This is a genomic window from Catenibacterium mitsuokai (assembly GCF_025148785.1).
Taxonomy (GTDB): domain Bacteria; phylum Bacillota_I; class Bacilli_A; order Erysipelotrichales; family Coprobacillaceae; genus Catenibacterium; species Catenibacterium mitsuoka.
In genome coordinates, this window is record NZ_CP102271.1 from 1,619,006 (window position 1) to 1,645,878 (window position 26,873).

The window sequence follows — 26,873 nt, forward strand, 5'->3', positions numbered from 1 at the left end:
TACGCATAAGAAAAAGAAGACTATGAAGCCTTCTTTGCCATTTTCATTAATGCATCTTTTGCCGCATGCTGTTCGGCACGCTTTTTACTTGTTCCTTTACCAGTACCTAAAATCATATCATCTAAAATAACTTCGATAACAAATTCAGGGGCATTGGCTGGTCCAGTTGAACTCTTAACATGATAGCTGACAGTCTTGCGGTCATCTGACTGCACTAATTCCTGTAATTTAGTCTTATAGTCAGTGATATCATCAAATTCATTCACTTCATTGACATGTTTGAAGATTGTCTTTTCAAGAATACGAATCACCTGTTCTTTACCACAATCTAAATAAAGCGCACCTATAAATGATTCATAAATATTTGCAAGAACACTTTCACGATGACGTCCGCCACTCTTTTCTTCACCTACACCTAAGTAAAGAAGTTCACCCAAATGAAGTTCTTCAGAAAAACGTGCCAATGATTCTTCTCTTACAAGTTTAGAACGAAGCTGTGTTAACTGTCCTTCTTTATATTCTGGATGTAATGCAAAAATGAATTCTGATACAAATAGCTGTAAAACAGCATCTCCCATAAATTCTAGTCTTTCATAATCAGGAATATGCGCATTTGATTCATTGGCATAAGATGAATGAGTAAATGCTTCCTTATAAAGACCAATACGCTTAAAAGGAATGTTTTCTTTCTGTAAGAAATCTAATATTTTCATTATTGAAGTCCTTCTTTCATACGACCTACAACATCTAAGTCTACCATTCTATATACAAGTTCCATTGCATTATAAACTGCCTTGGCATCTGAACTGCCATGCGCTTTAACAATTGCTTTTTCAAAGCCCATAAATAAAGCACCACCAACTGATTTATAATCAAAACGATCTTTTAACACATATAATTGCGTTTTCGCAAATAATGCACCAATCTTACCTCTTAATGTCGCAAATAAAGATTCTTTAAGTGCCTTCATAAGAAGAATAGCTGCACCTTCTGATGCTTTTAATGCGATATTACCACTAAATCCATCTGTCACGATAACATCAATATCACCAGACAACAAATCTCTACCTTCTACATTCCCTGTAAAATTGATCTTATCACAGCCTTTTAATAGTTTATAGGCTTCCTGATGCATTTCATCACCCTTATGATCTTCTGCACCAATATTAAGTAAAGCAACCTTTGGATTTTCCTTATCTAATACAAGTTTGCTATATAATGAACCCATTATTGCAAATTCCTGTAGTTGTTCTGCTGTATTAGTCGCATTGGCACCAACATCCATCAAGCAAGTACTATTGCCGCTATATGTAGGAAGAGTTGCCATTAAGCATGATTTTTCCACTCCTTCAATACGCTTTACAAACAACATTGAAGCAGTATAAAAAGCGCCTGTAGAACCGCATGATACAACACCATCTACTTCATCCTTGCGGGCCATCATTAAAGCCTTCACCATTGAAGATTCTTTTTTTCTTCTTACACCTAATACACTATCCGTCATTAATACAACATCACGTGCATCTACAATATGAATAGAATTAATAGATTCTAAAGCTGTTAATTCTTCTTTTTTACCTGTCACATATAATTCAACATCTGGATGCTTTTCTGCAAACTTTCTGCAGGCTTCCACAACAGGTGCACTACCTAAATCTCCGCTCATCGCATCGATTGCTAATTTCATAAAAATCACCTCGTCAGTTACATAATATCATAACTAATCAATATATTCATTCCCTTTTTTTATCTTTTTCTTGATCATCTCAATATAGTTTTCATATTCCCCGTACTTATAATAGTCATGAATCATCTTAATTGCATATCTTCTTGTCTCTTCTAGAATATTCATATCTTTAAAAATATCACCCATCATAAAAGCTGGAAGACCACTCTGTTTATCACCTAATAGTTCTCCTGGCCCTCTTGTTTTTAAATCATACTGTGATATTTCAAATCCATCATCATGTTCTTCTAGATAGTGCAGTCTCTCTTTTGCTGGCTCGTCCTGTGCTTCAGATAACAAAAAACAATAGCCTTGTTGATCTCCTCTTCCAATACGGCCACGTAGCTGGTGGATAGAAGATAAGCCAAATCTTTCTGCATTATAAATAACCATCATATTCGCATTGGGGACATCAACCCCTACTTCTACAACTGTCGTAGAGACTAGAATCTGTATTTTATTATCTTTAAAATCCTGCATCACTGCATTTTTCTCTTCATCCTTTAAAGAACCGTGAAGAAGTCCTGTTTGATAATGTCCTTTAAAATAAGAAGACATTGCTTCATAAATAGTCAAAGCACTTTTTAATGGAAGATCTTCGTTATCTTCAATCAAAGGACAGATGACATAACATTGTCCATCTTGTGATAAATAACTCTTTAATTGTTTCAAGAAAGGTTTCATGGAACTACCTTCAAAATATTTTGTTAAGATAGGCTTTCTACCTTCCGGTCTTGTTTCTATACTTGAAACATCCATATCCCCATATAAGCTCATTGCAAGTGTTCTAGGTATAGGAGTCGCACTCATGACAAGGAAGTCAACACCTTCACCTTTCTGTTTTAAGGCTTTTCTTTGTTTCACTCCAAAGCGATGCTGTTCATCTGTTACCACAAATCCTAGATTCTTATAATGAACACTCTCTTGAAATAAAGCATGTGTACCAATCACCAAATCAATTACACCGCTCTTTAACCCTTCATAGATTTCTTTCTTTTCTTTTAAAGTGAGCGATCCTGTCAGTAACGCAATATTCATATTGTATGCTTCAAATGTCTTTTTAAGCTTACTATAGTGTTGCGTTGCCAGTACTTCAGTCGGTGCCATTAAAGCCCCCTGATAACCGCTTAAATAGTTCGCATATAACCCTATAGCTGCCACAATTGTCTTACCGCTTCCTACATCTCCCTGTAAAAATCGATACATGATTGTTGGATTATGAAGATCTAACAATATTTCTTTTGCACTTTGTTTTTGATCTTTCGTTAATTTAAAGGGAAGAGTATGAATAAAGGCATTGACTTCATCTAAAGAAAAGTCCTTTGCATATCCTACTTCCTGCTCTCTTTGCATTCTGCGATAAGAAAGAGCCAGTTCAAAGTTTAAGAATTCTTCATACTTAAGAGTTTTAATACCCTTTTGTAGTTGTTCATGGTTCATCGGAAAATGGACTGCATAGAGCGCTTCTTTCTTGCTCATGAGATCAACTGTTTCTCTTATCTCTATAGGAAGCCCATCTTCAATAGGTATATTCATCCCTAATACTTTTTTAACATATTGGGAAAAGGCATGACTTGTGAGACCATCTTTTAATGAATAGACAGGTGTAATACCTGATAATTGATCTAGATTCTTTAATAATATATTAGAAGCAGTGAGACGATTCCCTTCTACCTTACCTTGTAAAGTAACGATACGATTAAGTGTTAAATGAGGGCGAAGAAAATGTCGATTAAAGATTGTGACTGTATAGTCATTGCCTTTAATAGACGCATTGAATGTCATACGGGAAAAACGTCCTTTATAAAATACTTTAGGACTACTTATGATAACTCCCTCTACACAGCATTTATCTTCTACTGGAGGCCATATTTCACTCACTTCATCATATTTATAAGGATAATGATAAATAAGATCTTCTAACGTATCAATAGAGGAAGCATGTAATAAATCTATTCTATTTTGACTTGTTGTTACTTTTTTTAATTCGTCCATAATATCACCACCTTTGATTAACATATACATTTCATTAAGTATATCATATAATAGTAAAAAGGAGAAAAGTGTGAAACAAAAATCAATCAAAACGTATAAAAAAAGACTAACTTAAAAACAAGTTTGAATAATTTAGAAAAAATAGAATAATTGAATATTATAGTTTAGTTAATTTAGAAACGTCAAAACCTGATTTCTTAAGAAACTCAATTGCTGATTCTTCTGTTAAAACTTGTTGCTTTATAGGTGGCTTAGGATTTTTAAATGATTCATAATCTGAAGGATTAAATGTCTCTCCAGTAAGAATCATATGGTATATACTGACAAGCATCATTCTTGCAATTGCGATAATGGCTTTCTTGTGACCTCGTCTCTTTTTGATACGAGAATACTTAATTCCAAAATAGCCCTCCTTATCTTTGATTGCTCCAAGAGCACACTGAACTAATAAAGGTTTTAAATATTGACCTGCTTTAGAAATACGAACTGATTTTTTCTTATTAGCACTTTCGTTATTTGCAGGTGCTAATCCAGCCCAACAGGTTAGTTGTTTATCTGATTCGAATTGTTTCATATCTACTCCGATTTCTGAAATAATAAGGATTGCAGATAAAGTGCTGATGCCTGGTAGTTGGGTGATGTGCATGAATTGATCGAACATTGGTGCTGCACGTTTCATCATTTCGATTTCACAGTTATCAATATGGACTTGTAATTCTTCCATATGAGTCATTGACTCATTCATTTTAAACCTTTGATCAGTTTCAATATTGCAGTGTTTAATGGAATCTAGAATCTTATCTTTATTTTTACACGATCTATGGATACATTTCAAAATTTTCTCATCTTCAATGATATCTGACTCAAGTACTTCTTTCATGATTGCTTGTGCAGACTTTCCAAACGGATCTGAAAATACAGAACCAATACCGATATTGGAAACTGTCATACAGTTCTGATATCGATTACGTTCAGAGGAACGCATCCCAACCAATTTATAGCGATAGCGAGATATTTCTCGTAAAGCTCTTATTTCTTTGGGCGGTATGAAAGAAAATTTGATTAGATCTTGTTTAAATAAATCACAGATCCATTTTGAATCTTTCTTGTCAGTCTTCTTCCCTTTAATTGCTTTGACATATTTTGGATGAGTTAAGTAAATATTGATTTCGTCTTCTAAGATGTTGAAAATTGGAATCCAATATTTACCAGTAGATTCCATGCATGCATCAAAGCATTTGTGATTAATGAGCCACTGCTTAAGATTCAGTAAATCAGAGTTTAAAGTTGAAAACGTTTCTTGGATGTATTCGGTAATACGAGTTTTCTTATTAGTAATACCGATTGTAGCCACAATGATATTCTTGTGAACATCCATGCCACAGCAGATTGGTCTAACAATCTTCATAAAAAAATCTCTCCTTTCAATGAAAGAAGAGAAGTGGCATTGACTGCTATCTAAGCTAATCACTCAGTTGATTGTACAATCATAAGTGTCCTGGCTCTAAGTCCAACTTATTTGTGCTTGAAAAGATAGCGGCGACTTATAATTATTCAGGATATTCTATTTGAGTAGAATTGCCTACTCACCCTTACGTGCTCTGTAGTATACCACCTCTCTTTGATTATACTATTATATCGAGAGGCACACTAGAGTTTTGGTGGATTTGAGTTTGGTTATATATTTGTGTCCGCGCAACGAAGGCGCGGGGAAATGGAGAAAAATATGAAAAATATTGTATTTGATTTAGGGCGTGTTCTCTTAAACTATCAGCCTTTAATTTGGCTGAAAAAGAAGAACTATAGGCATTATAATGAATTATTTGAAATCATCTTCCAGAATCCTTTATGGATCAAACTAGACGAAGGGACCATCACAAAAGAAGAGTTTACAGAAAAATTAATCAACGAATATCCTGAACTTGCATTGGATATAGAAGAAATCATGGAAAAATGGATTGAATTACTTCTTCCTATTGAAAATAATATCAAGTTACTCTCTCTATTAAAGGAGAAAGGTTATTCTCTCTATATTATTTCTAATTTCCATTTAGATGCATATAATCGTTTCTTAAAGAAGCAGGATTGGTTTACTCTATTTGATGGAGCTATTATTAGTGCCAAAGAAAAGCTAATCAAGCCTGATTTAAAAATCTATGAATTATTATTAGAACGTTATCAGTTAAAAGCAGATGAATGTCTATTTATTGATGATTCTCTTGATAATATTAATGCATGTAAGAGCGTCGGCATGGCTGGTATTCATTTGCCAGATCATTCAAAACTAGAAGAAGAATTAAAAGAATATCATATCATTTAAAAAGAAACGAGCGTGTGCTCGTTTCTTTCATTACATATCACAAAGACCTTTGTCTTCTCCGTATACTGAATACCAATCATTATTGAAATCAGTTACAGCTTTAGAAATACTTGGATTTTCAAAGATTGCCTTTAATACGCTGACTGGTGCAGTGATAGCTTGACTACCTGCATTAAATGCATCTCTTACCTGCTGTACGCCCTTGAAGCTTGCAGCAAGAATCTTGCAGTCATAACCGTCTTCTACAATTCTATTAGATAAATGAGCCATTAATTCAAAAGGATCATTTCCTAAGTTTCCAATTCTATTTGTATAAGGTGCAATATAATCAGCACCTGCAGCTAAGGCCATATAAGCTTGCATGAGATCATAAACAGCTGTGGCAGTTACATTTTTTCCTTCAGCCTTTAAAATCTTCATTGCCTTAACACCTTCATAAGTAGTAGGAACCTTTACATATACCTTGTCATCTACTTCTTCAAAGATCTTGTGTGCTTCTTTCACAATTTCATCTGCTTCTGTCGCAATGACCTGAATATGTAAAGAACGTTCATCACCAATGATTTTTCTGATTTCTCTCATATGTCCAAAGAAATCCTTTGGGCTAGTCTTCTTTACAATACTTGGGTTGCTTGTGACACCTACGATTGGTAAGTGATCTACCGCATCTCTAATTTCTTCTAAATCTACAGTATCAATAATAAATTCCATTTTTTAATCTCCCTTGATCATATTTTTTATTCCACTATCAGATACAATCTGATAGTAATGGCTTAATTCTTCCTGACTATAGGCCTTCTGATCCTCTTTGACACCATATTCAAATTCAGTTAAATCATATTTTGCGGATGCAAGAGGATTATAATTTAATAATTCATAACGTACTTCTGGATATAAACTATAAAGATAAGAGGCAATACTCTTAATATTGTCATCATCACCTGTATATCCAGGAATAAGTGGTGTTCTTACAATCACTTTATCTTTATGTTCACTTGTGAGTAAATAGGCTAGATTTTCTTTAATAATTGTATTTGATACACCAGTCGCTTCTCGATGAGCTTTGTCATCTTCTATCTTTAAATCACAATAAATCTGGTCAAGATAAGGTGCTGCCTGCTTAACTAAATCTAAAGATGTATAAAGTGATGTTTCAATGGCTGTGTGTACTTTTGGATGGAGTTCCTTTAATAATTGTATCAGTTTTTCCTGCTGCATAAAAGGTTCTCCACCAGAAACTGTCACACCTCCACCATATTTAAAGAAAACCTCATCTTCCATCACCTTATCAACAAGTTCTTCTAAACTATAATAAGAGCTATCATACTGAATCGCATCGGTAGGACAATACTTAAAGACTTCATCCAAATCATCTTCTATAAATACGGGTCTATCTTGATAGACTATTTTACCTGCTCCCTGCTTCTCACAGTTTCGACAATGCATGCACTTGTTTTCTAAGTAAATAGGTTTTCTTTGTGGTAAAAGTCCTTCAGGATTCTGACACCATCTGCATCTTAAAGGACATCCTTTAAAGAATACCGTAGTACGTAATCCTTCCCCATCATGTACCGCAAATCTTTTGATATCAAATACAAGATATTTAGATGTTGTCATAGGTTGTTCTCGCAATAATTTCATCTTGTAATTTACCTGCTAGTTCTACAAAGTAGGCTGTATATCCAGCAACGCGAATTGTGAGTGAACGATGTCTTTCAGGATGAATTTTCGCATCTAATAAATCTTTTTTATTCACGACATTGAACTGAATATGAGGTACATGCAAGTCTACAAAAGCACGAAGGAAGTTTTCAAACTTCATACGTCCTGTTTCTGTTTTAAAAAAGTCTGGTAAGAACTTCATATTGAGTAATCCCCCATTGGTTGTGAGATCATCATCGAGCTTAGAGACAGATTTCAAGACAGCTGTTGGTCCTGCTAAGTCTCTACCATAGACAGGTGACATACCACCATCCGCAAGAGGTGTATAAGCGTTTCTACCATCTGGAGATGCTCCTACATTTTCACCCATTGGAACATGCGCTGAAACAGTATACATACCTGTATGAATAGGACCACCACGATAATTCTTATACTCTTTCATCTTATTTCTAAAATAACGTGCCCATTTAGCGCCACATTCATCTACCCAGGCAATATCATTACCATATTTAGGTACTTTACTTAAAAGCATGGCTTGTGTAATTTCGTGTCCTTTAAAGTCATCCTGCAAAGCTGTGAGTAGTTCTTTTGAATCTAAGAGATGGTCTTCATAGACTAACTTCTTAATAGCTGCAAGTGAGTCTGCAAGGTTCGCAATCTGAATCATCTGGATACCAGATAAATTATATTTAGCGCCACCTCTTGTAACATCCATGCCTTTTTCTAAACAGTCATCAATTACGCATGATAAGAAAGCAGTCGGCAAACATTCCTGATGTACTCTTTCTACAACTTCTTCTGCTTTCATCATCATTTCAATAAAGTAATCAATCTGAATCTTGAAAGCTTTTTCTAGCTGTTCATATGTTTGATATGTTTCAAGTGATCCCATATCTAGACCAAGTTTCTGTCCCGTCAATAAACATTTACCATTATTTAAAGTAAGTTCTAATGCCTTATTGAGGTTAAACATAGCCGCATCACTCCAACCTAGGTTATTACCATGGGTTGTAAGTTCTACGCATCCGACAATCGCATAATTTAAAGCATCCTCGTGACTGATACCAAGTCTTTCCATCGCAGGAATAATCGCTTCATCGTTAAAGAACTGTGGCATACCACTACCTAATGCCACAACTTCAATTGCCTTCTGCATGAGTTCATGTGATGTATTCTTATTGAGTCTTACTGATAAGTTAGGCTGAGGAAGACATAATTCCTTCTGTGCTTCTAGACAAAGCATGGACAAATCATTATATGTATCATGTCCTTTTTCATCTAAGCCACCTACCGCAATATTAAACCCAATCGGGAATCCCGCAAAGTATTTAGCTGAATTACTGTTACGAAGATAAACAATCTGATTAAACTTCAACCAGAGACATTCTAATATTTCTAATGCATCATCTTTACTAATAAGTCCTTCTTTTAAATCATGTTCATAATATGGGTAAAGGTACTGGTCCATACGCCCTGGTGAGAATGATGAAGCATTGGATTCCATATGTAATATTACAAACAAGAACCATAAAGACTGCACTGCTTCATGGAATGTTTTTGGAGGTCTTTGAGATAAAGAGAGGCAGTTATCTGCAACACGCTTTAAATCATCACTCTCATGATAATCAGGCATAGAGATAATATAATCATGATATCTCTTCATGAAAGTGATAGCCCCTTCTAATACAAGTTTTGTGCATGTATAGAATTCTGTTTCTTGTTTGTCATTGATCTTATCTAATAATCCTTGAGGCCCATACTTTAACCATAAAGCTGAATCAGGACAGATATGACCCTGTGCGTGGTCTTTCTGATTGATCTTGACTACTTTACTGATATGATCAATTTCTTTGCCATAGCGTGTTCTAATGACATCCTCCATAGAATGTCCTTTCCAGTATGGGTAAATCGTTTCTCTAAATTCTTTGATATCCTCACTTCTCACTTCAAAGCGGTCCTGAGGACGAGTAGGAAGTGTTTCAAATTCTTTATCAACCCAAGAACAGCCACTTTCAGGGAATACAACACCTGCACGTACACCTTTTGTACGATTTCCAACAATCAATTCTTCTTTTTCAACACCAATTTCTATTTCTTCTAACGCTGCTTTTAAAGAGAGGGCACGTTTCATAGGAACAGAAAGAGTTTCATTCTCTTTATAAATACGTGTTATGATACGCGCTTGTTCAATAGATGCATAACGTTTTTCATTAAGCATCTTCTCTTTTAATATTGTAATTCTGTTTCTCATACTCTTCTCTCCTTTTCAACTTAATTATACTTATAGAATTATTGTTTTCAATACTTTTATTATTGTTTTTGATAAATAAAAAGGCATGCATCACCTGCATACCTTATATCTTATCTCCTGCAATCAAATCTTCATGCTGAGCGCTCTTTTCATGTGCATCTTCTTTCATAGTTGTTAAAAATAAATAGAGTATTTCTATTACTGCAGTAGCACTGACTCGAGAAAAACAATAACCTTCTAAATAAACCTTTTCACGTGTTGCTGTCGTAATATGATAATCACTTTCTAACGCAATGGATGACTTATCACTATTAGTAATAGAAAGTGTTGTCGCTTTCTGATTATGCGCTTCCTTAATTGCTGTTAAGACACCTGAAGATTCTCCTGAGTTACTAATCGCAATAACCATATCTTCTTTAGAAACATTCAAGATCATACCAAGTTCTGTTTCTAATATGGAAGATGTAGAACTTGGAATACCAATCTGATTGAACTTAAAACATCCATCTAAAGCAACAGGTACTGTATTCCCTACTGCCACAAAATAGATATGTCTTGATTTTAATATACAATCAAGTATTTCATCGAGTTTATTTGATTTCATCATCGTGATAGTCTGTGTGAGTTCTTCTACCTTATTTGCAAGAATACTATCTAATGAATTATTCACATCAGTAATAGAGATACGATTAGAAATAGTAGTATTGCATGAGGGTATTTCTACAAGTTCCTGGGCAAGAGAGATTTTTAAATGATGGAATCCTTTTAATCCAATTCTCTTACAAAAACGAGAGACAGAAGCTTCACTTGCGCCACTAGCCTGTGACAAGTCTCCTACTGTCATATTGACCACTTCACTTGTATGATGCATGATATATTTTGCTATTTTCTTTTCTGAATCAAAGAAATGATCATAGGATGAATAGATTTCATCAATAACGTTCTTTGGCATAATTTACTCCTTTAATCTGTACGCAATGCTTTGACAGGATCCTCTTTAGCTGCTTTACGAGATGGAATCAAGCCACCTAGTAGTGTCAGCCCGATACTTAATAGTATAAGAATAATTGCACCACTTACTGGCAGCATTGCATTGATAGAGGCCTGGTTGGATACATTATGAATAATTATATTCGTAGGAATTAATAGAATCAAGGTAATACCAATACCCATGAGTCCTGATAATAAACCAACAATGAATGTCTCCGCATTAAATACCTGTGAAATATTATGTTTAGATGCTCCAATGGCACGCAGTATTCCAATTTCCTTCTTTCTCTCTAATACACTGATATAGGTGATAACACCAATCATAATTGAAGAAACCACAAGTGAAATACCTACAAAGGCAATAAGTACATAACTAATAACATCCACAATATCAGTGACTGAAGACATAAGTGTTCCAACAACATCTGTATAGGTAATCACTTTATCTTCATCTATCTTTTTCATCTTCTCATTATAATGGTCCAAATAATCAAAAACGGACTGCTTCTTTTCAAAGTCCTGAGGATAAATACTAATACTACTTGGATCATCAAAGCTGCAATAACCAAATTTTTTCATATTATTATCATAGCTTGACTGCTCTGTATTCATCATTGATTTTAAAAGTTCAGTCATATCTGCACCATCTCTATTCATTTTAATGGCCTGTTTAAAGACATCTGGATTAAAAGTAAATGCCTGAGAAAGAGATGTGGACATCTGTTTTGTGACAGTCTGCATGTAACCTGACATAATTGTATTTAATTGGGCATCAAGATGATTATCCTTGATCACTTTATTAATAAATTGATTGATAACCTGCTTAGAATCCTGTGAATTGAGATAGTTCATCATACTACTCTGTAATCCTAGTGTAAATGAATTGATATCTTCTTTTGCATAATCACTAAAGTCATCCGCGACATTCTTCATAATCTTCTGCATCTGTTCTTCAGTGATCTTTATTTCACCATTTTCTTTAATTGCATCATCAATACCTTTCTTAATAATATCTGATGCTCTTTGGGATTGAAGATAATTTTGAACCACCTCATTTAAATTTTCTGCTTCTTTTAAAGGATGCTCCTTTAAATAATCGTTATAACCTGAAGTAAGAGTGGACATAAAAGCACTTGCATCTGTATCAGAAATATCAATCTTAATCTGGCTTAATACCTGTGACAAGTCCATTTGTGGCATGGACATATTCACCTTGCTTGTATCAAACTGAAATGCATTCTTTAGTGCATTATTGTCTACTTGAAACATAGAAGATAAATCAAATGACTTTTGAGACGGATCATTAAAAGATTGTCCAGTAATCACATTTATATTTTTGTTTTCTAGCTGCTCTTTAACTATCTGGCTATTACTCGCATCTTTAATAGTAGAAGTGGCAAGTGAGTAAGGATAATAAATACCCATAGCAAGCATCGAAGCATTCGTCGATTCTTTAGGTTGTACAACACCAACAATCTTTAAATCACTGCCATTTTGTACAAGTGAATTGATATAGTTTGTATCATTACTTTTATCTTTATATACCTTATATGTATCATCATATTGATAATAAGAAGAGGCATTCACTACTTTAAAAGTAATACCTAATAGATCTTTATAACGATAACCTTGTTTACCTGTTGTGACTTTAACACTTTTTTCTTCACTAAAAGCTTTTAACATCTGATCTAATTGTGTTGGGTCTCTTAAGCCTAATGTATAAAGCATAAAATCACTGATTCCACCTTTTTTAGAAAGAACCAAAACACACTCATTTTTATTTTTAGGCCAGTGCCCCGCTTTTACATCATATTGATCATCATATAAAGATGCATGAGATGGAAGTGAATAGAAAACATTCGTATTCATCATACTACTCATCATAGAATTACTGCTTGTTCCCACTCCAAGCTTCTTCATAGTTGTATCAGGGTTGACCTGTCTTATACCATATTGGTCATTTGTATAAATCTGTGGTGAGATACCATAATCATATTCTACAGCACGGGCATATTGATTGATTTCTTTATGTTCTTCAATATAAGATTTTAAGTTCTTTAAATCATTAGAACCAATCTTAGAGAACATATTCTCCATCATATCCACAACCTTAACTTCACTGTTGTTTCTCTTCACAGGTTCACCCATCATCGCACTCATATCAATTCCTGTAGATTGAATAGAAAGAGGATATTCTGATAACGTCTCTTTTTCAATGGATGAGATATAGGCATTCACACCAGTAGAAATAGAAAGAATAAGCGCAATTCCAATAATACCAATAGAGCCAGCAAATGACGTGAGTATTGTACGGGCTTTTTTTGTCTTAAGGTTATTAAAGCTAAGCATTAATGCGGTTAGGAAGTTCATAGATGTCTTTCCTAGATTTTTATGAACAGGCTTTTCTTTGTTAAAAGATGCTGGATGAGAATCAGAGACAATCACACCATCCTTAAGAGTTACAATACGATTAGCATACATATGTGCAAGTTCTGGATTATGAGTGACCATGACGACAAGTTTTTCTTTCGCCACCTGTTTAAGAAGATCCATAACCTGTATACTTGTTTCACTATCGAGTGCCCCTGTTGGTTCATCCGCAAGTAAAATATCAGGATCATTCACTAAAGCACGGGCAATAGCCACTCTTTGCATCTGTCCACCGGATAACTGATGAGGAAGCTTATGAAACTGTTCCCCAAGTCCTACCTGAGTCAGTGCACGTTTTGCACGACATGTTCTTTCTTCTCTAGAAACACCTGAAATTGTGAGAGCGAGTTCTACATTCGCAAGAATTGTCTGATGCGGAATCAAATTATAGCTTTGAAAAATAAAACCTATTGTATGATTTCGATAAGAATCCCAGTCCTTATCCTTATATTGTTTTGTGGAAATACCATTGATGATAAGATCTCCTGAATCATATTGATCTAAGCCGCCAATCACATTTAATAAAGTTGTTTTTCCTGAACCAGATGGTCCTAATATTGCGACAAATTCATTATCTCTTAAACATAGAGATACATGATCAAGAGCTGTCTGAGTGAGTTCACCTGTATGATATTGTTTGCATACATCCTTAATTGTAAGCATTCTTCTCAACTCCTTTTTTCTATCATAACATAATATATTATGTGTAAAAACAAAGATGTTTCACTTAATTTTCACATATTTTAAATAGACACCTCATTTAAGGAGTTGTCAAAAGCATACATAACGCATTCTATTTTATAAATATATATAATAGTTATAGAGGTGAGAATTATGAGATCTTATTTATATGTTTATAAAATAAAAAAAGAAGAATCAAGCGATATCTTCTTAAGAATATGTCATTCTATAGAAAATAAACTTCATCCTTCTTTTATTGACCAGCTGATTGTAGATTTTGATAAGTCACGTGTTCAACGTTATATATTTCCTAATAATCGTATATTACTTTATGATGATATACAATCAGATTGCGTTATCATGCAGACTGATCAGCCCTGCACGCTTTCTAATTTAAAGGAATAAATAATACATCATTACGACCACCACAAATCATACCTAGCTTGGCACCTTCTTTATTGCTTAATTCATAGTGATGAGAACGAATGCCTTCTTCATTTCTTGCATCAAGTATTGCCTGGTATTCGACACGTCCACCACCAATTGTTTCAATGATTTTTTCATCTGTAACAAGCATCATGCTACCTATTCCTCGGGGGGCAGATCCTTCTTTAGATGTAATGATACAAAGAGTGCCTTTCTCTTTGGTATGATAGAGATCACTTGTCATTGTAGAGTATTGATGGGTATTTTTAACTTGAATGATTTCAGCCATAATACTAATCGCAATTTCTGCAGGTGTTTGTGAATGGATAGGAAGACCAATAGGTGCATGAACTTGTTTTAATAAAGATTCGTCATACCCTTCTTCTATTAAGGCATCCATAGTCTTTTTCACTTTACCTTTGCTTCCAATCATACCTATATAAAGTGCTTTTTGATTAAGAACTTTTTTCAGACAGACCTTATCATCCTTATGCCCTCTTGTCACAATAACATAACATGTATTGTCTTCTTCAGGGAAATAGTGATCGGCTTCTTCATAGTTGACACAATGCACTTCCTGGGTCTTTGTAAAGATAGCTGAATTCGCAAATTCTTCACGATTATCAATGACTATTGTATAGAAATCTAATAGATGTGCTGTTTTTTCGACATACTGTGAGACATGTCCTGCACCTAGTAATACTAATTTTGGCTGGGGCATGAACCACTCTTTTTGTATACATGTCACATCTACGTTATGTTCTATTAAGGAAGCCAAAGCTCTTTGATATAGTCCTTCAGGTTGCTTGACTTCAATAACTGCATCAGGATATCTCTTTAAATAATATCTCACAAGATATTGAATAAGCGAACCGTCTACTATTCTATCTGGATCAAGGTCTAATAATTCATAACGATGAACCACATCTTTCACGCGTTTTCCTAAGCCTTTCATAGATGTAATCAAAATAATTTGATTTGTATCCTCGTCTATGACAGGTTCATAGTCTGCAGGCACCTTTAAAGGCATACCTCTAGAGCCATCTGCTTCAATCAATACAACATCCACTTCTTTTTTTAGCTGATTGAGTAAATCATGATCAAGTGCCTTGATTTTCTTTTCATCAAAACGATTGCCTGCAAAGGCATAGCCTTTGTTTTTTAGTTCTTCCTGAATTTCTTTATAACTTGGATCAACTAAAGTATCTTCTTCTATACGCATATGTGTAGAAGTCGTCATAAGAACTTTTTTTCCTTCTTCTTTATATTGATGAAGTAATTCCTTCATACGTGTTGTTTTTCCACCTGACCCAATAATACTAATGATCATTCTTCAGTCATCTCCTTTAAGACATCAATGACAGTATTGACTTCTTCCATACTATTCATAAATGATAAACTGAAGCGTACAATGCCTCTTTCTACTGTATTAAGATGTGTATGCATCAGTGGTGCACAATGGGCACCACATCGTGTAATGATATCATATTTATAACTTAAGACATCACTGATTTTAGATGAGTCATAATCTTCAAGATTAAAGGCAATGATAGGTGTATGGCTACAGGTATCATAATCACAATAAAACGAGATTCCGTTAATACGTTTCATGCCCTCGTATAAGGCATCAAAAAGCTGTTTTTCTTTTTCTTCTATCTCTTTTTGATGTTCTAATAAATAAGTCATACCTGCATTTAAAGAGGCAATACCTGGTATATTCAAAGTACCTGCTTCTAAGTGTTCAGGATAACTATCAGGTTGTTTTTTATTAAAGGAATCAATGCCTGTTCCACCTGTCTTAAGTGGGTGAATGAATATATCTGTATTGACACAGATTCCTCCTACCCCGCTCATTCCTAGTAATGCCTTATGACCACTAAAAGTAAGCAAGTCAATATGAGATTTCTGCATATCAATAGATATATGACCTGCACTTTGTGCACTATCAACCACAAATAGGATATGATGTTCATGGGCTATTTGACCAATGGCATCTATATCATAGAGTTCACCTGTCACATTAGAACTATGCGTCATAACAATCATCTTTGTGTCTTCTCTTATTTTTTTAAGAATGTCTTCCTTATAAGGTGCTGTAACAGTTAAATCAACACCTATTTGACGAAGTGGTCTTAAGACAGAATTATGTTCTGCATAAGTCGTAATGACATGATCATCCTTTGATAAGATTCCTTTTAAACATGTATTCAAGCTTTCTGTATTACCACTATTAAAGATAACATGGTCAAAAGAAGGTAGATTAAAATACTGTGCAATAAGTTTACGCGTTGAATATAAAAGACGATCTGTCTTAAAAGCACCTGTACTTCTTTGAGCATTCATATTGTGGTCAAGTGCATCCATTACTGCTTGTTTAACAGAGGGCAGTTTAGGAAAACTTGTTGCCCCTTGATCAAAATAAATCATGCTGACCTCTTAAATAGAAGATAGCTTCTAATACACCACCTGCAATACATCTTGCTTTATCTGAAATAGTGAAGCAGTTCTCATATTCATCTAAACGAGGATCAATATCTGCCATCTTGAATCCCTTTGTGACATAATATCCTTCACGAATCAAACCTCTAAGTAACCCTGACATAGAAGCATATACAGGATGCTGTCCTTCCTTGTTTTCTATATAAGCAAGCACGTCTCCTTTTTCAACTGTATCCGTAATCTTCTTAATCTGATGAACAGTACCTTCTACTTCTGCATGAATGACACGTTCTTTTCCATATCCCTTAATAAGTCCTGGAATCCCTGTATTTTTCATTGCTGGTCCTTCTTCAATCAAGCGACCTAAGCGATGTCCTCGCATTGTTTCAATCACGATATCAACATCTTTTCCTGCATTAAATCCAGGACCTAAACCTATCGTGATAGGCGCCATATTTCTTGAAGTACCCATATTCTTTTTCGCAAGTATCGCATCAATCACAATTTCTGGCTTTAAGATATCAATAGAACTACCTTCAGGATCCACCATCATCGCAATCTTATTTTCTTTAAATACAGATTCTAATTCGTTAAGTGAATGAATCAGTACGCATTCAATACCTTCCACTTCCTTATGACCATCATATACTGCTTCAGAGTATGCAACATTACGTCTAATCGCACTTGGATGGGCAATCTCTAATACAAGAACATGAAACCCACAGCGGGCAAGCTTATAAATAGTGCCAGTCGCAATATCACCGCCACCTCTTACTACTACAAGATTATTCATATTAGTTAGGCTTGATGACTTTTTCAGCCTTTTCCATTCTTTCTACAATATCATACATATTTGTAATGCTGCCCACTTTTAAATCATCTTTTAACTTAAAGAAATCCAAGCATGTTCCACAGTTCACAATTTCAACACCAACAGAATCTAAGAATAATAAATCATTCACTGTATCACTTTCCTGTGTAGTGATCTTTACACCTTCATTATAGAAAATAATTGTTTCTGGGAAGGCATCCTGCTTAGTAAGCGCAAAGATGAAAGATTTCATTAATATTTTTCCTAATTCCTTGTCACTGCCTATTCTATCACTGCTGAGAACTACAATCTGTCCTTTTAAGATATTATCAGCCTTCTTTTCTTCTACAACCTGTTCGCCCGAACTGATGACTACATGATAATCTTCATTCACTTTACTACTTACGGCATCATAACCCTTTACTTTCGCAAACTTCTTTAGGTTTTCTACAGCTGTTTCATTATCCACTAATACTTCTACTGCTTCACTACTTTCCTTTAATAATTCCTTAGTCTTTACAACTGGTAATGGACATTCTAATCCTCTTGCATCTAACTTTCTCATTTTTATTCTCCTACATATATACTTTTATCTTTTAAATCAATAACTTCTCCAATGACATAACATTCTCTTCCTGCTTCTTTAAATGCATCAAGTATGTCATCTAAGTCTTTTTTCGCAACACTCGCAAGTAATCCCCCACTTGTCTGAGGATCATACAAAATTTCTTCTAAGAAGAAGTTTTCCTTCTCAAAAACAACTTCTTTTTCTACACTATTTCTATTTGTCTGAGCAGCCCCACTTAAATAGAACTCATCTACATAATAAGGGCAATCTCTAAAATAAGGAATATTATTTCCATAAAGCAGTGCACTCTTTTTATGATCTAACATCTCATTTAAATGAACCATTAAGCCAAAACCTGTGACATCAGTCAGTGCATGAACATCATATGGTTTCAGTAGTTCTGCAGCATACTTATTAAGTGTTGTCATACTCTTAAAGACATCATCTAATACTTCTGGCGCCGCGTCTTTCATACGCATCGCATTGAGTGTCATACCTACACCTAATTTCTTAGTAAGTATAAGTACATCTCCCGTCTGGGCATTATTGTTTGTCTTAATAGAATCAACATCCACAATACCCGTCACACTTAAGCCGTACTTAATAGAAGTATCTCTAATAGAATGCCCTCCAGATAGTGTTACATGAGCTTCTTTTAACTTATCATTGCCACCCTCAATAATTCTTCCTAATATATTTAAATCTTCTTCATCTGGGAAACAAACAATATTTAAAGCCGTTCTAGGAATACCTCCCATAGCATAAACATCACTTAATGCATTGGTGGCTGCAATCTGACCATAAAGATAAGGATCTTCTACCATTGGAGGAAAGAAATCCAATGTAGAGACAATTCCTTTATCTTCCGTTATCTTTAATACAGATGCATCATCATGACTATCAAAGCCTACTAACAAGTCTGGATCTTCATACTTATCAATCTTTTCAAGGATGCGAGAAAGTTTCTTTGCGCCAAGCTTTGCGCTGCATCCTCCACCCTGACAGTAAATCTTCTCGCTCATCAGAAAATCACCTCTTTCATATAAGCATATTGTACATGTTCTTCTTCTAAGAATCTATGCCATTTCTCTTGGTCTAGTTCTAAAGAAGCAAAACAGAGTCCACATCCTGCTTCTATTTCTCTTGGAAGAGGAATCAGCCTTCCCTGCATCTTATTTTTTGCTTTATCCTCTAAGTCTAGTGCATGACTTGTAGAATCAAACGCAATAATCAAATATTTATCTTTCTTCATAAAATAGTTGTTGAAATGTTTCTTCTGCGAAGTCTTTCATTCTTTTCTGGAATTCATCATATTTCTTTAATAATGTCTTTCCTTCTTCACTTAAAACACTTCCTCCTCCATTACTTCCTCCAGATACACGTTCTAATAACTTCATATCTAGATCTTCTTCAGCTCTCTTTAATATCTTCCATGCTTTAGAATGGGACATCCCCATAACCTCACAGGCCTTACTTAAAGAGCCATACTCATCACATAAATGCAGCAACTGTGAGACACCTTTTCCAAAACAGGGTTCTTCATTAAAAAGTCTAACTCTAAAATCAAATTTTTCAGGATTATGATATGTCATCCTACCAGCCCTTTCCAAAACCACAATTTGGGAATGTACATTGTGGACAATTTAAACATAAACCACCTTCACCAAGCATTGCAAGTTCATCAGCAGTGATTGGATCATTGGCTACAAGTCGAGGAAGAACTAAATCAAAGACTGTTCTTTTTGCATACATCACACATCCTGGTAAACCAACAATTGGTGTATCTCCCTTATATGACAATAAGAACATCGCACCTGGTAAAACAGGTGAACCATAACTAATAATATTGGCCCCTGTATTCTTGATTGCGAGTGGTGTCTTATCATCTGGATCAACACTCATACCACCAGTACAGATCACCATATCTACATGCATGTCAAGTGCTTCTTGTATAGCACCTGTGACCATATCTGGATTATCTGGACATAGTTTATGGAATACGACTTCTACATCATATTCCTTTAATTTATCAATAATAACAGGAGTAAATGTATCCTTGATACGTCCTTTATAGACTTCACTTCCTGTAGTAATAACGGCTGCTTTCTTAAATACAAAAGGCTTTACTTCAAGTATTGGTGTATCAGTGATTTTTGATGCTTCTTCCATCTTTTCCTTTTTAATAACTAATGGAATAATACGCATACCTGCTAGATGATCACCTGAATGAACAACTGTATTTCCGTTTCTTATTGCAATCATCATTTCACCCATACGATTCACTTCTAATAACTTTTCTCTATTCACTTTAAATAAGCCATCAATGGTGCTAATTAATTCTATTTTACCTTCTTTAATTTCAGTTGTAGACATATGATCATTTTGACACAACTTACATAATACTTCTGCCGCTTCATTTTCATGCATCATTGTCTCATCATTTTCCCATACATAGAGGTTTTCTTTCCCTAAAGATAACAATACAGGAATATCTTCTTCTTTTACGATATGACCTTTTCTAAAGCGTGCGCCTTTTCTTACGCCTCTCACAATTTCAGTAATATCATGACATAATACTGCCCCTACTGCATCTTCTGTCTTGATTTGTTTCATGATTTGTCCTCCTCGTATAGTTAAAGTTTATTTCTTATTATCTAATGTGTCAATACTTACAAAAAGGAGGGAAATCCCCTCCTCTAGTCTACTTACAAATAGTAAAACCACTCTTCTTGAATGTTTCTTTAGATTCTTTAGTCTGTAAGAACTTGATTAAGTTATTGGCCTCTTCTTGATGTTTAGTTTTAGTTACACGTCCTACTGGATAAATAACTGGTGTATCTAATAAGTTGTTATTGACCTTTTCAAGTACTGTTACTTTAGAACTGCTGGCTGCATCTGTAGAATAAACAAGACCTACTTCAGCACTTCCGCTTTCTACCCAGCTTAATACTTCAGTGACATTACCACCTAAAGAAATCTTATTCTGGATAGCATCCCAAGTATTTGCGTTAGTAAGTGCGATTTTCGCATACTGACCTGCAGGTACTACTTCAGGATCACCTACCGCAATCATCTTCGCATCAGTAATGTTTGAAATACCTTTTACAGCAGTTTTTGTATCTTTCCCTTTGATTAATACAAGTTTATTTTCTAATAAATTTACAACACTCTTAGAATCAACAAGTTTTTCATCAACTAAGCTATCCATCTGTTTAGTGGCTGCACTAAAGAACACATCAGCATCTAATCCCTGTTCAATCTGAATCTGTAATTTACCACTGCTGTCATAAACACCCTTTACGTTCACATTTGGATATTTCTTTTCAAAACGAGGAATAAGTGTTTCTTCAAATGTCTTTTCCAGACTGGCTGCAGCCGCAATAGTAATTGTGACTTTCTTTTCAGGCTTCTTTTCTTGGCCACATCCAGCTAAACCGAATACGAGAGCAAAAGCACATAAGATACTAACTAATTTCTTCATGAATCATTTCTCCTTTTTTTATAATATCCATTTCATGACTCAAAGTTTTGATTTCATCCTTATTATGGGATACAAAGACAACAGGTCGATGGTAAGCATCTAGTTTAGTCTTCATCTCTTTTAAGAGTTCCCTTTTTAAATCTTCATCTAAAGCACTGAATGGTTCGTCTAAAAGAATCGCCTCAGCATTATAGATTAATAGTCTTGCCATGGCAACACGCTGTTTCTGCCCCCCTGACAGCTGTCTTGGATAACGCTTTTCTAATCCTTCTATATGCAACTCCTTCATCAGCTGAATCACTGAATCATGAATTGTAGTCTTATCAAGTCTGCGGGCCACAAGAGGTGAGGCAATATTGTCATAAACTGTCATATTTGGAAATAATGCATAATTCTGAAACATATATCCAATATTTCTTTCTTGTGGTGATAAATTAACATGTTGATCTGAATCATAGAGTACTCTTCCATCCAAGACAATTCTTCCTGAATCGGGTGTTTCTATACCAGCAATACATTTAAGTGTCATACTTTTACCACTGCCACTTGGCCCCATCACACCCAAGCATATTTCATTAATCTTAAAATGAACATCTAAGTCAAATTCACTTAGTTTTTTATAGATATCCACTTCTAATAACATATTAATAACCTCTCTTTTGCTTCACCCATAACTGATAGATATTCAGTAATATCACAGCCGTAAAGCATATAGCGATAATAACAAAAACATAAAAAGATGCGCTATGCATATCACTGCTGACAACTTCACTATAGACAGCCAAAGGCAGTGTACGTGTTTTTCCAACAATATTACCTGCAAGCATCGCTGTTGCACCAAACTCTCCCAAACCTCTCGCAAATGATAATACGCCCCCGCTGATAATACCTGGCAAGGCATTAGGTACGAGTACCTTGAAAAAGATACTTGTTTCACTCATGCCAATTGTCCTTGCAGCATCGACCAAATCTTCATCCACCTGTTCAAGAGCCCCTCTTGCCGAGCGATACATGATGGGAAAAGAGATGACGACTGCCGCAATCACTGTGGCACTAAAGCTAAAAGCAATACGCACGCCTAATACATTTAAGAAAAATGAACCAATCGGCTGATTAACTCCAAATATCAATAATAGGAAAAAGCCCATTACTGTCGGTGGTAAAACAAGTGGAAGTGTGAAGATACCATCAAAGATAAGTTGAATGACCTTATTTTTAAGTGTCATCATCCATCTTGCTGCAAAGAGTCCTAAAAAGAATGTGATAAATATAGAAAAAGCAGCGCATTTAAATGAGATCCATATAGGTGAATAATCAATCATCATTTCTTGCACAATCGTGTGCATCTCCTTTTAAGATTTCTAAGCCATGATGAAGAGGATCTATAATAATATCCAAACTCTCCTTCACTGCCTTGACACTTCCAGGAAGATTAATAATGAGCGTGTTGTTTCTAATAACACTTACACCTCTAGATAACATGGCACGATTTGTATATTTCATAGATTCATAACGAATCGCTTCAGAAATACCTGGCACAAGTCGTGTGGCCACTTTTAATGTCGCTTCAGGTGTCACATCTCTTTGTGACAAGCCTGTACCTCCTGTAGTCAAAATTAAATCATTCTCACATCGATCACTTAGATTAATAAGAGCCTGCTCAATCATCTTCTGATTATCTGGAAGGATATCTAAAGAAGTGACATGATAACCTCTTTCTTCCATATATTCCTTAATAGAAGGACCACTTTCATCCACTCTTAATCCTTGACTTCCTTTATCGGATAAAGTGAGTATTGCGACACGCATGCGTGAATCAGTAGGTGGTGTATAAGTCACTTCATCACCAGAATGAATCACTCCGCCATGAATGACTCTTGCGAAAATACCAAGTCGAGGCATAATACATTCACCTACCTGGTGATAAATACGACAATGAGCATGACAGCTTTTACCTCTCTGTGTGATTTCTAAATCCACTTCACCAATATGAACATGGCTTCCTACAACAAGCTTATTAAAATCAATACCAGAAATAAGAAGGTTCTCACCAAAAGCACCATCTTCTACATCTCCACCACGTCTTTTAAAGTCTTCTCTTTCTTCATAAGGTAATAAGCTGACCTGTCTATGCCATTTACCTGCATGGGCATCATGTTCTAAGCCAAAATCTTCTATTATTTTAGTTTCTTGTATAGGTTTCTTTTCAGTTCCCTTCTTCTCACTAATACAAATTGCTTCTATTTTTCCTGCCAATTGAATTCACCGCTCTTTCCACCTGTTTTCTTTAATAAATGAATATCTTTGATTTCCATTTCTTTACTGATTGCCTTACACATATCATAAATAGTTAATAATGTAACACTTACTGCGTGTAGTGCTTCCATTTCTACCCCTGTCTTCCCTTTACATTTCACTGTCGCAAAGGCATGAATCTGATTGTTGTCTTCATCTATTTCAAAATCAACAGTGACATTAGTAATCATTAATATATGACAAAGCGGAATCATATCGCTTGTCTTTTTTGCAGCCATAATACCCGCAATTCTTGCAACACCAAGAACATCCCCTTTTTCTATTGTATTATTTTTAATATGCTCAATAATCTCATGATTGACTTGAATAGTCCCTCTTGCATAAGCTGTTCTTTTTGTGATCTCTTTATCAGATACATCTACCATAATGGCGTTGCCATCTTCATCAAAATGTGTAAATCCCATATTACCCTCCTATTTGATTCATTACAGTACCGCTTTGTTCATCTTCGAAATGGTGCTGTTCTGGTTTCATATAAATGGCATCTCTCATCACTTCTTCTAGTTTGATTTCATCACCTATATAAGGCTTTAATGCGATGCTATTCTTATGAAATAAGCATAATTTCAATGATCCTGTACTAGACAAACGCACACGATTACATTCATGACAGAACTTATGATGTAAGGCTTCAATAAAGCCAATGACACATTTCATATTCTTTATTCTTATATAATGTGCAGGACCATTGCCTAATCTTTCTGTGATTTCTTCTATATTATAATGTGATGCAAAATATGACTGTACCTCTTCTATTTTATTTTCTCTTTTATTTAAACCAAGTGGCATGAGTTCTATAAAACGAAGACTCACTGGTAAATTCTCACAAAAATCAATCAAGCCTTCTAAATCACTTTGTGTAAAAAGTGGCCCTACGACTGTATTGATTTTTATATTGAGTCCAATAGAAACACCATAGAAAAGATTATTTAATACTGTATCAAGTGTATCTTTACCACAGATAGAAGCATATTTCTTTGAATCAAGTGTATCTATAGAGAAGTTGATTCCATCAATGCCTATATCCTTTAACTCATCCATAGTACGTGCATCTAGTAATAAGCCATTAGTTGTAAGAGTTACCTGTCTCACACCCTCTAGCTGTTTGAGCTGTCTTAAAAAAGAAAGATATCCTTTTCTTACCGTCGGTTCTCCACCAGTCACCTTGAAGTTCACTATACCTAGCTTAACTGCCACCTTGCATATATCTAGTATCTCTTCATAGCGTAAAATATCATTATGTGAAAGAAATTTGAATTTATCTGGATTACAATATACACAATGATAGTTACACCTATCTGTAATCGATATTCTCATATAATCAATTGTACGGTTATAACGATCCTTCATACAAACTCCTTTCCGTTATTCTCATTTGAGAATAACGCCATACATAGTGTACAATGATGTACATTAAAATACAATGATTTTGTGAAACAAATGAGAAATATCGCTTTGTTGACTTGTTTCAAACGCATTAGCGTATTAGAATAGTATCTATATTACTAAACAAACGGAGGATAACGTATGAATTTCGTAAAAGATAGCGTAAATCAGCAGCCAATAGTAGATACCGTATTTACTATTGTTGCGAAAGCAAAGGAAGCGAAAGAAAAGTATGGAGCTGATCAGGTTGTAGATGCAACTATCGGTTCTTTATATAATGAAGAAGGTCAGCTTGTCGCATTGGACAGTGTCTTCAATTCTTTAAAGAATCTTGATAATAAGGTTCTTGCAAAGTATGCAGCAAGCTTTACTGGTAACCCTACTTTTAGACAAAAGGCTTATGATTGGGTATTAGATGGTAATAGCCATCTTGAACATGAAGTAGTGGCAACTCCAGGAGGAACTGGTGCTGTATCTATGACTATTCAAGAATGTTTAGATGAAGGTCAGACTGTCATCCTACCTGAAATTGCATGGGGTAGTTATGCATTAATGGCTCAGATGCACAATCTTGAAATGGCTAAGTATTCTTTATTTGAAGGAGATCATTTCAATATTGCTTCTTTCAAGGAAACATGCCTTGAAACAATGAAGAAACAGAATAAGTTAGTGATTGTCATCAATGACCCTTGTCATAACCCTACTGGTTATTCTTTAACTCATGAAGAATGGGATGAAGTGATTACTTTCTTAAATGAATGCAGCAAGACTCATGCCGTTGTATTATTAAATGATATTGCTTATATTGATTTCTCAAGCCGCCAGAAAGAAGCTAAGACTTATTTTGGTCAGTTTGACAAGATCAGCGATAATGTGATTGTGGTTGTTTCATTCTCATTATCTAAGTCAATGACAAGCTATGGTTTAAGATGTGGTGCAGCAATCATCTTAGGTCAGAAGAAAGAATCAGTGAATCAGGTAAAGATCGTATTTGAAAAGAATGCTCGTGCAACTTGGTCAAATATCAACAATGGAGCAATGGAAACATTTGTAGATGTATTAGATAACCACTGTGAAGAATATGATCAGGAAAGATTAAAATATGTTCACTTATTAAAAGAAAGAGGAGATATCTTCACAACTGAGGCCGATGAAGTAGGATTAAAGTATTATCCATATAAAGAAGGTTTCTTCGTTACACTTGCTATGGATAATGAAACTCGTGATAAATATCATGAAGCTTTAATGGCAAATAATATCTTTACTGTAAAGGTCAATCTTGGTATTCGTGTCGCTATCTGTTCATTATCAGTAGAAAAGACTAAAGGTCTAGCAAAGAAAATGAAGGATATCTTGGATACCATTCAGTAAGGCAAAAGGATTGAGTCAAT

At 34.9% G+C, this 26,873-nt stretch carries 26 protein-coding genes; 3 read left to right on the forward strand and 23 right to left on the reverse strand.

Going from position 1 to position 26,873, the window contains the following annotated elements; all coding sequences use genetic code 11:
- Positions 1 to 20: 20 nt before the first annotated feature.
- The 4 genes from rnc to NQ499_RS08515 form a co-directional block, all read right to left on the reverse strand.
- On the reverse strand, positions 21 to 713 hold the full coding sequence (rnc, locus tag NQ499_RS08500) for a ribonuclease III (RefSeq protein ID WP_006506220.1): 693 nt from the start codon (positions 711 to 713) through the stop codon (positions 21 to 23).
- Positions 713 to 1,687 (reverse strand): phosphate acyltransferase PlsX, encoded by a 975-nt coding sequence (gene plsX, locus NQ499_RS08505; protein ID WP_006506221.1) that lies wholly within the window; start codon positions 1,685 to 1,687, stop codon positions 713 to 715. Before plsX ends, rnc begins: the two co-directional genes overlap by 1 nt.
- Before the next feature lie 33 nt (positions 1,688 to 1,720).
- On the reverse strand, positions 1,721 to 3,721 hold the full coding sequence (recG, locus tag NQ499_RS08510; RefSeq protein ID WP_040390025.1) for an ATP-dependent DNA helicase RecG: 2,001 nt from the start codon (positions 3,719 to 3,721) through the stop codon (positions 1,721 to 1,723).
- A 157-nt stretch (positions 3,722 to 3,878) separates the two neighbouring features.
- Complete coding sequence (locus NQ499_RS08515; RefSeq protein WP_259848482.1) at positions 3,879 to 5,129, reverse strand: IS110 family RNA-guided transposase; 1,251 nt, start codon at positions 5,127 to 5,129, stop codon at positions 3,879 to 3,881.
- Between the two features lie 318 nt (positions 5,130 to 5,447).
- Between NQ499_RS08515 and NQ499_RS08520 the strand changes: the two genes are divergently transcribed.
- The gene (locus tag NQ499_RS08520; RefSeq protein WP_040389543.1) at positions 5,448 to 6,041 is read left to right on the forward strand and encodes an HAD family hydrolase; all 594 of its coding nucleotides are present in this window, start codon (positions 5,448 to 5,450) and stop codon (positions 6,039 to 6,041) included.
- Between the two features lie 30 nt (positions 6,042 to 6,071).
- On the opposite strand, the gene NQ499_RS08525 is transcribed toward NQ499_RS08520, so the two are convergent.
- From NQ499_RS08525 to NQ499_RS08545, 5 genes are all read right to left on the reverse strand, one after another.
- Positions 6,072 to 6,752, reverse strand: a complete 681-nt coding sequence (locus tag NQ499_RS08525; RefSeq protein ID WP_006504381.1) for a fructose-6-phosphate aldolase — start codon at positions 6,750 to 6,752, stop codon at positions 6,072 to 6,074.
- A gap of 3 nt (positions 6,753 to 6,755) precedes the next feature.
- The gene (locus tag NQ499_RS08530) at positions 6,756 to 7,658 is read right to left on the reverse strand and encodes a glycyl-radical enzyme activating protein (protein ID WP_155812555.1); all 903 of its coding nucleotides are present in this window, start codon (positions 7,656 to 7,658) and stop codon (positions 6,756 to 6,758) included.
- Entirely contained in the window at positions 7,645 to 9,954 is a 2,310-nt protein-coding gene (locus tag NQ499_RS08535; protein WP_040389544.1) for a glycyl radical protein, read from the reverse strand. The genes NQ499_RS08530 and NQ499_RS08535 overlap by 14 nt, the downstream gene beginning before the upstream one ends.
- 103 nt (positions 9,955 to 10,057) lie before the next feature.
- Positions 10,058 to 10,906, reverse strand: a complete 849-nt coding sequence (locus tag NQ499_RS08540; protein WP_006504385.1) for a MurR/RpiR family transcriptional regulator — start codon at positions 10,904 to 10,906, stop codon at positions 10,058 to 10,060.
- Positions 10,907 to 10,917: 11 nt separating this feature from the next.
- Positions 10,918 to 14,037 (reverse strand): ABC transporter ATP-binding protein/permease, encoded by a 3,120-nt coding sequence (locus NQ499_RS08545; RefSeq protein WP_006504386.1) that lies wholly within the window; start codon positions 14,035 to 14,037, stop codon positions 10,918 to 10,920.
- Between the two features lie 171 nt (positions 14,038 to 14,208).
- On the opposite strand from NQ499_RS08545, the gene NQ499_RS08550 reads away from it, so the two are divergent.
- Positions 14,209 to 14,460, forward strand: a complete 252-nt coding sequence (locus tag NQ499_RS08550) for a hypothetical protein (RefSeq protein ID WP_006504387.1) — start codon at positions 14,209 to 14,211, stop codon at positions 14,458 to 14,460.
- Here the strand turns inward: NQ499_RS08550 and yqeC are convergent.
- The 14 genes from yqeC to moaA all read right to left on the reverse strand — a co-directional run bounded on the left by yqeC (position 14,444) and on the right by moaA (position 25,446).
- Positions 14,444 to 15,811, reverse strand: coding sequence for a selenium cofactor biosynthesis protein YqeC (gene yqeC, locus NQ499_RS08555; protein ID WP_006504388.1), 1,368 nt, complete (start codon positions 15,809 to 15,811; stop codon positions 14,444 to 14,446). The two genes, NQ499_RS08550 and yqeC, sit on opposite strands and share 17 nt — an antisense overlap.
- Entirely contained in the window at positions 15,808 to 16,908 is a 1,101-nt protein-coding gene (locus NQ499_RS08560; protein ID WP_006504389.1) for an aminotransferase class V-fold PLP-dependent enzyme, read from the reverse strand. The genes yqeC and NQ499_RS08560 overlap by 4 nt, the downstream gene beginning before the upstream one ends.
- Positions 16,895 to 17,713: a selenium-dependent molybdenum cofactor biosynthesis protein YqeB gene (yqeB, locus tag NQ499_RS08565; RefSeq protein WP_006504390.1), complete on the reverse strand. Its 819-nt coding sequence runs from the start codon at positions 17,711 to 17,713 to the stop codon at positions 16,895 to 16,897. The genes NQ499_RS08560 and yqeB overlap by 14 nt, the downstream gene beginning before the upstream one ends.
- Position 17,714: 1 nt before the next feature.
- Entirely contained in the window at positions 17,715 to 18,296 is a 582-nt protein-coding gene (yedF, locus tag NQ499_RS08570; protein ID WP_006504391.1) for a sulfurtransferase-like selenium metabolism protein YedF, read from the reverse strand.
- Between the two features lie 2 nt (positions 18,297 to 18,298).
- A complete protein-coding gene (gene selD, locus NQ499_RS08575) occupies positions 18,299 to 19,321 on the reverse strand; it encodes a selenide, water dikinase SelD (RefSeq protein ID WP_006504392.1) in 1,023 nt (340 codons plus the stop codon).
- Positions 19,321 to 19,551 carry a DUF3343 domain-containing protein gene (locus NQ499_RS08580; protein WP_006504393.1) on the reverse strand — a complete coding sequence of 77 codons (231 nt, stop codon included), beginning with the start codon at positions 19,549 to 19,551 and terminating at the stop codon, positions 19,321 to 19,323. The genes selD and NQ499_RS08580 overlap by 1 nt, the downstream gene beginning before the upstream one ends.
- Positions 19,538 to 19,891: a winged helix-turn-helix domain-containing protein gene (locus NQ499_RS08585; protein ID WP_006504394.1), complete on the reverse strand. Its 354-nt coding sequence runs from the start codon at positions 19,889 to 19,891 to the stop codon at positions 19,538 to 19,540. Before NQ499_RS08585 ends, NQ499_RS08580 begins: the two co-directional genes overlap by 14 nt.
- A 1-nt stretch (position 19,892) precedes the next feature.
- Positions 19,893 to 20,912 (reverse strand): molybdopterin-binding protein, encoded by a 1,020-nt coding sequence (locus NQ499_RS08590; RefSeq protein WP_006504395.1) that lies wholly within the window; start codon positions 20,910 to 20,912, stop codon positions 19,893 to 19,895.
- Between the two features lie 88 nt (positions 20,913 to 21,000).
- Positions 21,001 to 21,780, reverse strand: a complete 780-nt coding sequence (gene modA / locus NQ499_RS08595) for a molybdate ABC transporter substrate-binding protein (protein WP_006504396.1) — start codon at positions 21,778 to 21,780, stop codon at positions 21,001 to 21,003.
- Positions 21,764 to 22,423 (reverse strand): sulfate/molybdate ABC transporter ATP-binding protein, encoded by a 660-nt coding sequence (locus NQ499_RS08600; protein ID WP_006504397.1) that lies wholly within the window; start codon positions 22,421 to 22,423, stop codon positions 21,764 to 21,766. The genes modA and NQ499_RS08600 overlap by 17 nt, the downstream gene beginning before the upstream one ends.
- Position 22,424: 1 nt before the next feature.
- The gene (gene modB, locus NQ499_RS08605; RefSeq protein ID WP_006504398.1) at positions 22,425 to 23,105 is read right to left on the reverse strand and encodes a molybdate ABC transporter permease subunit; all 681 of its coding nucleotides are present in this window, start codon (positions 23,103 to 23,105) and stop codon (positions 22,425 to 22,427) included.
- Positions 23,095 to 24,036, reverse strand: coding sequence for an MOSC domain-containing protein (locus NQ499_RS08610; RefSeq protein ID WP_006504399.1), 942 nt, complete (start codon positions 24,034 to 24,036; stop codon positions 23,095 to 23,097). Before NQ499_RS08610 ends, modB begins: the two co-directional genes overlap by 11 nt.
- Positions 24,021 to 24,500 (reverse strand): cyclic pyranopterin monophosphate synthase MoaC, encoded by a 480-nt coding sequence (gene moaC / locus NQ499_RS08615; RefSeq protein WP_006504400.1) that lies wholly within the window; start codon positions 24,498 to 24,500, stop codon positions 24,021 to 24,023. The genes NQ499_RS08610 and moaC overlap by 16 nt, the downstream gene beginning before the upstream one ends.
- A 1-nt stretch (position 24,501) precedes the next feature.
- Entirely contained in the window at positions 24,502 to 25,446 is a 945-nt protein-coding gene (moaA, locus tag NQ499_RS08620) for a GTP 3',8-cyclase MoaA (RefSeq protein ID WP_006504401.1), read from the reverse strand.
- 177 nt (positions 25,447 to 25,623) lie between these two features.
- Between moaA and NQ499_RS08625 the strand changes: the two genes are divergently transcribed.
- Entirely contained in the window at positions 25,624 to 26,853 is a 1,230-nt protein-coding gene (locus NQ499_RS08625; protein ID WP_006504402.1) for an aminotransferase class I/II-fold pyridoxal phosphate-dependent enzyme, read from the forward strand.
- The last annotated feature ends 20 nt before the right edge of the window (positions 26,854 to 26,873 follow it).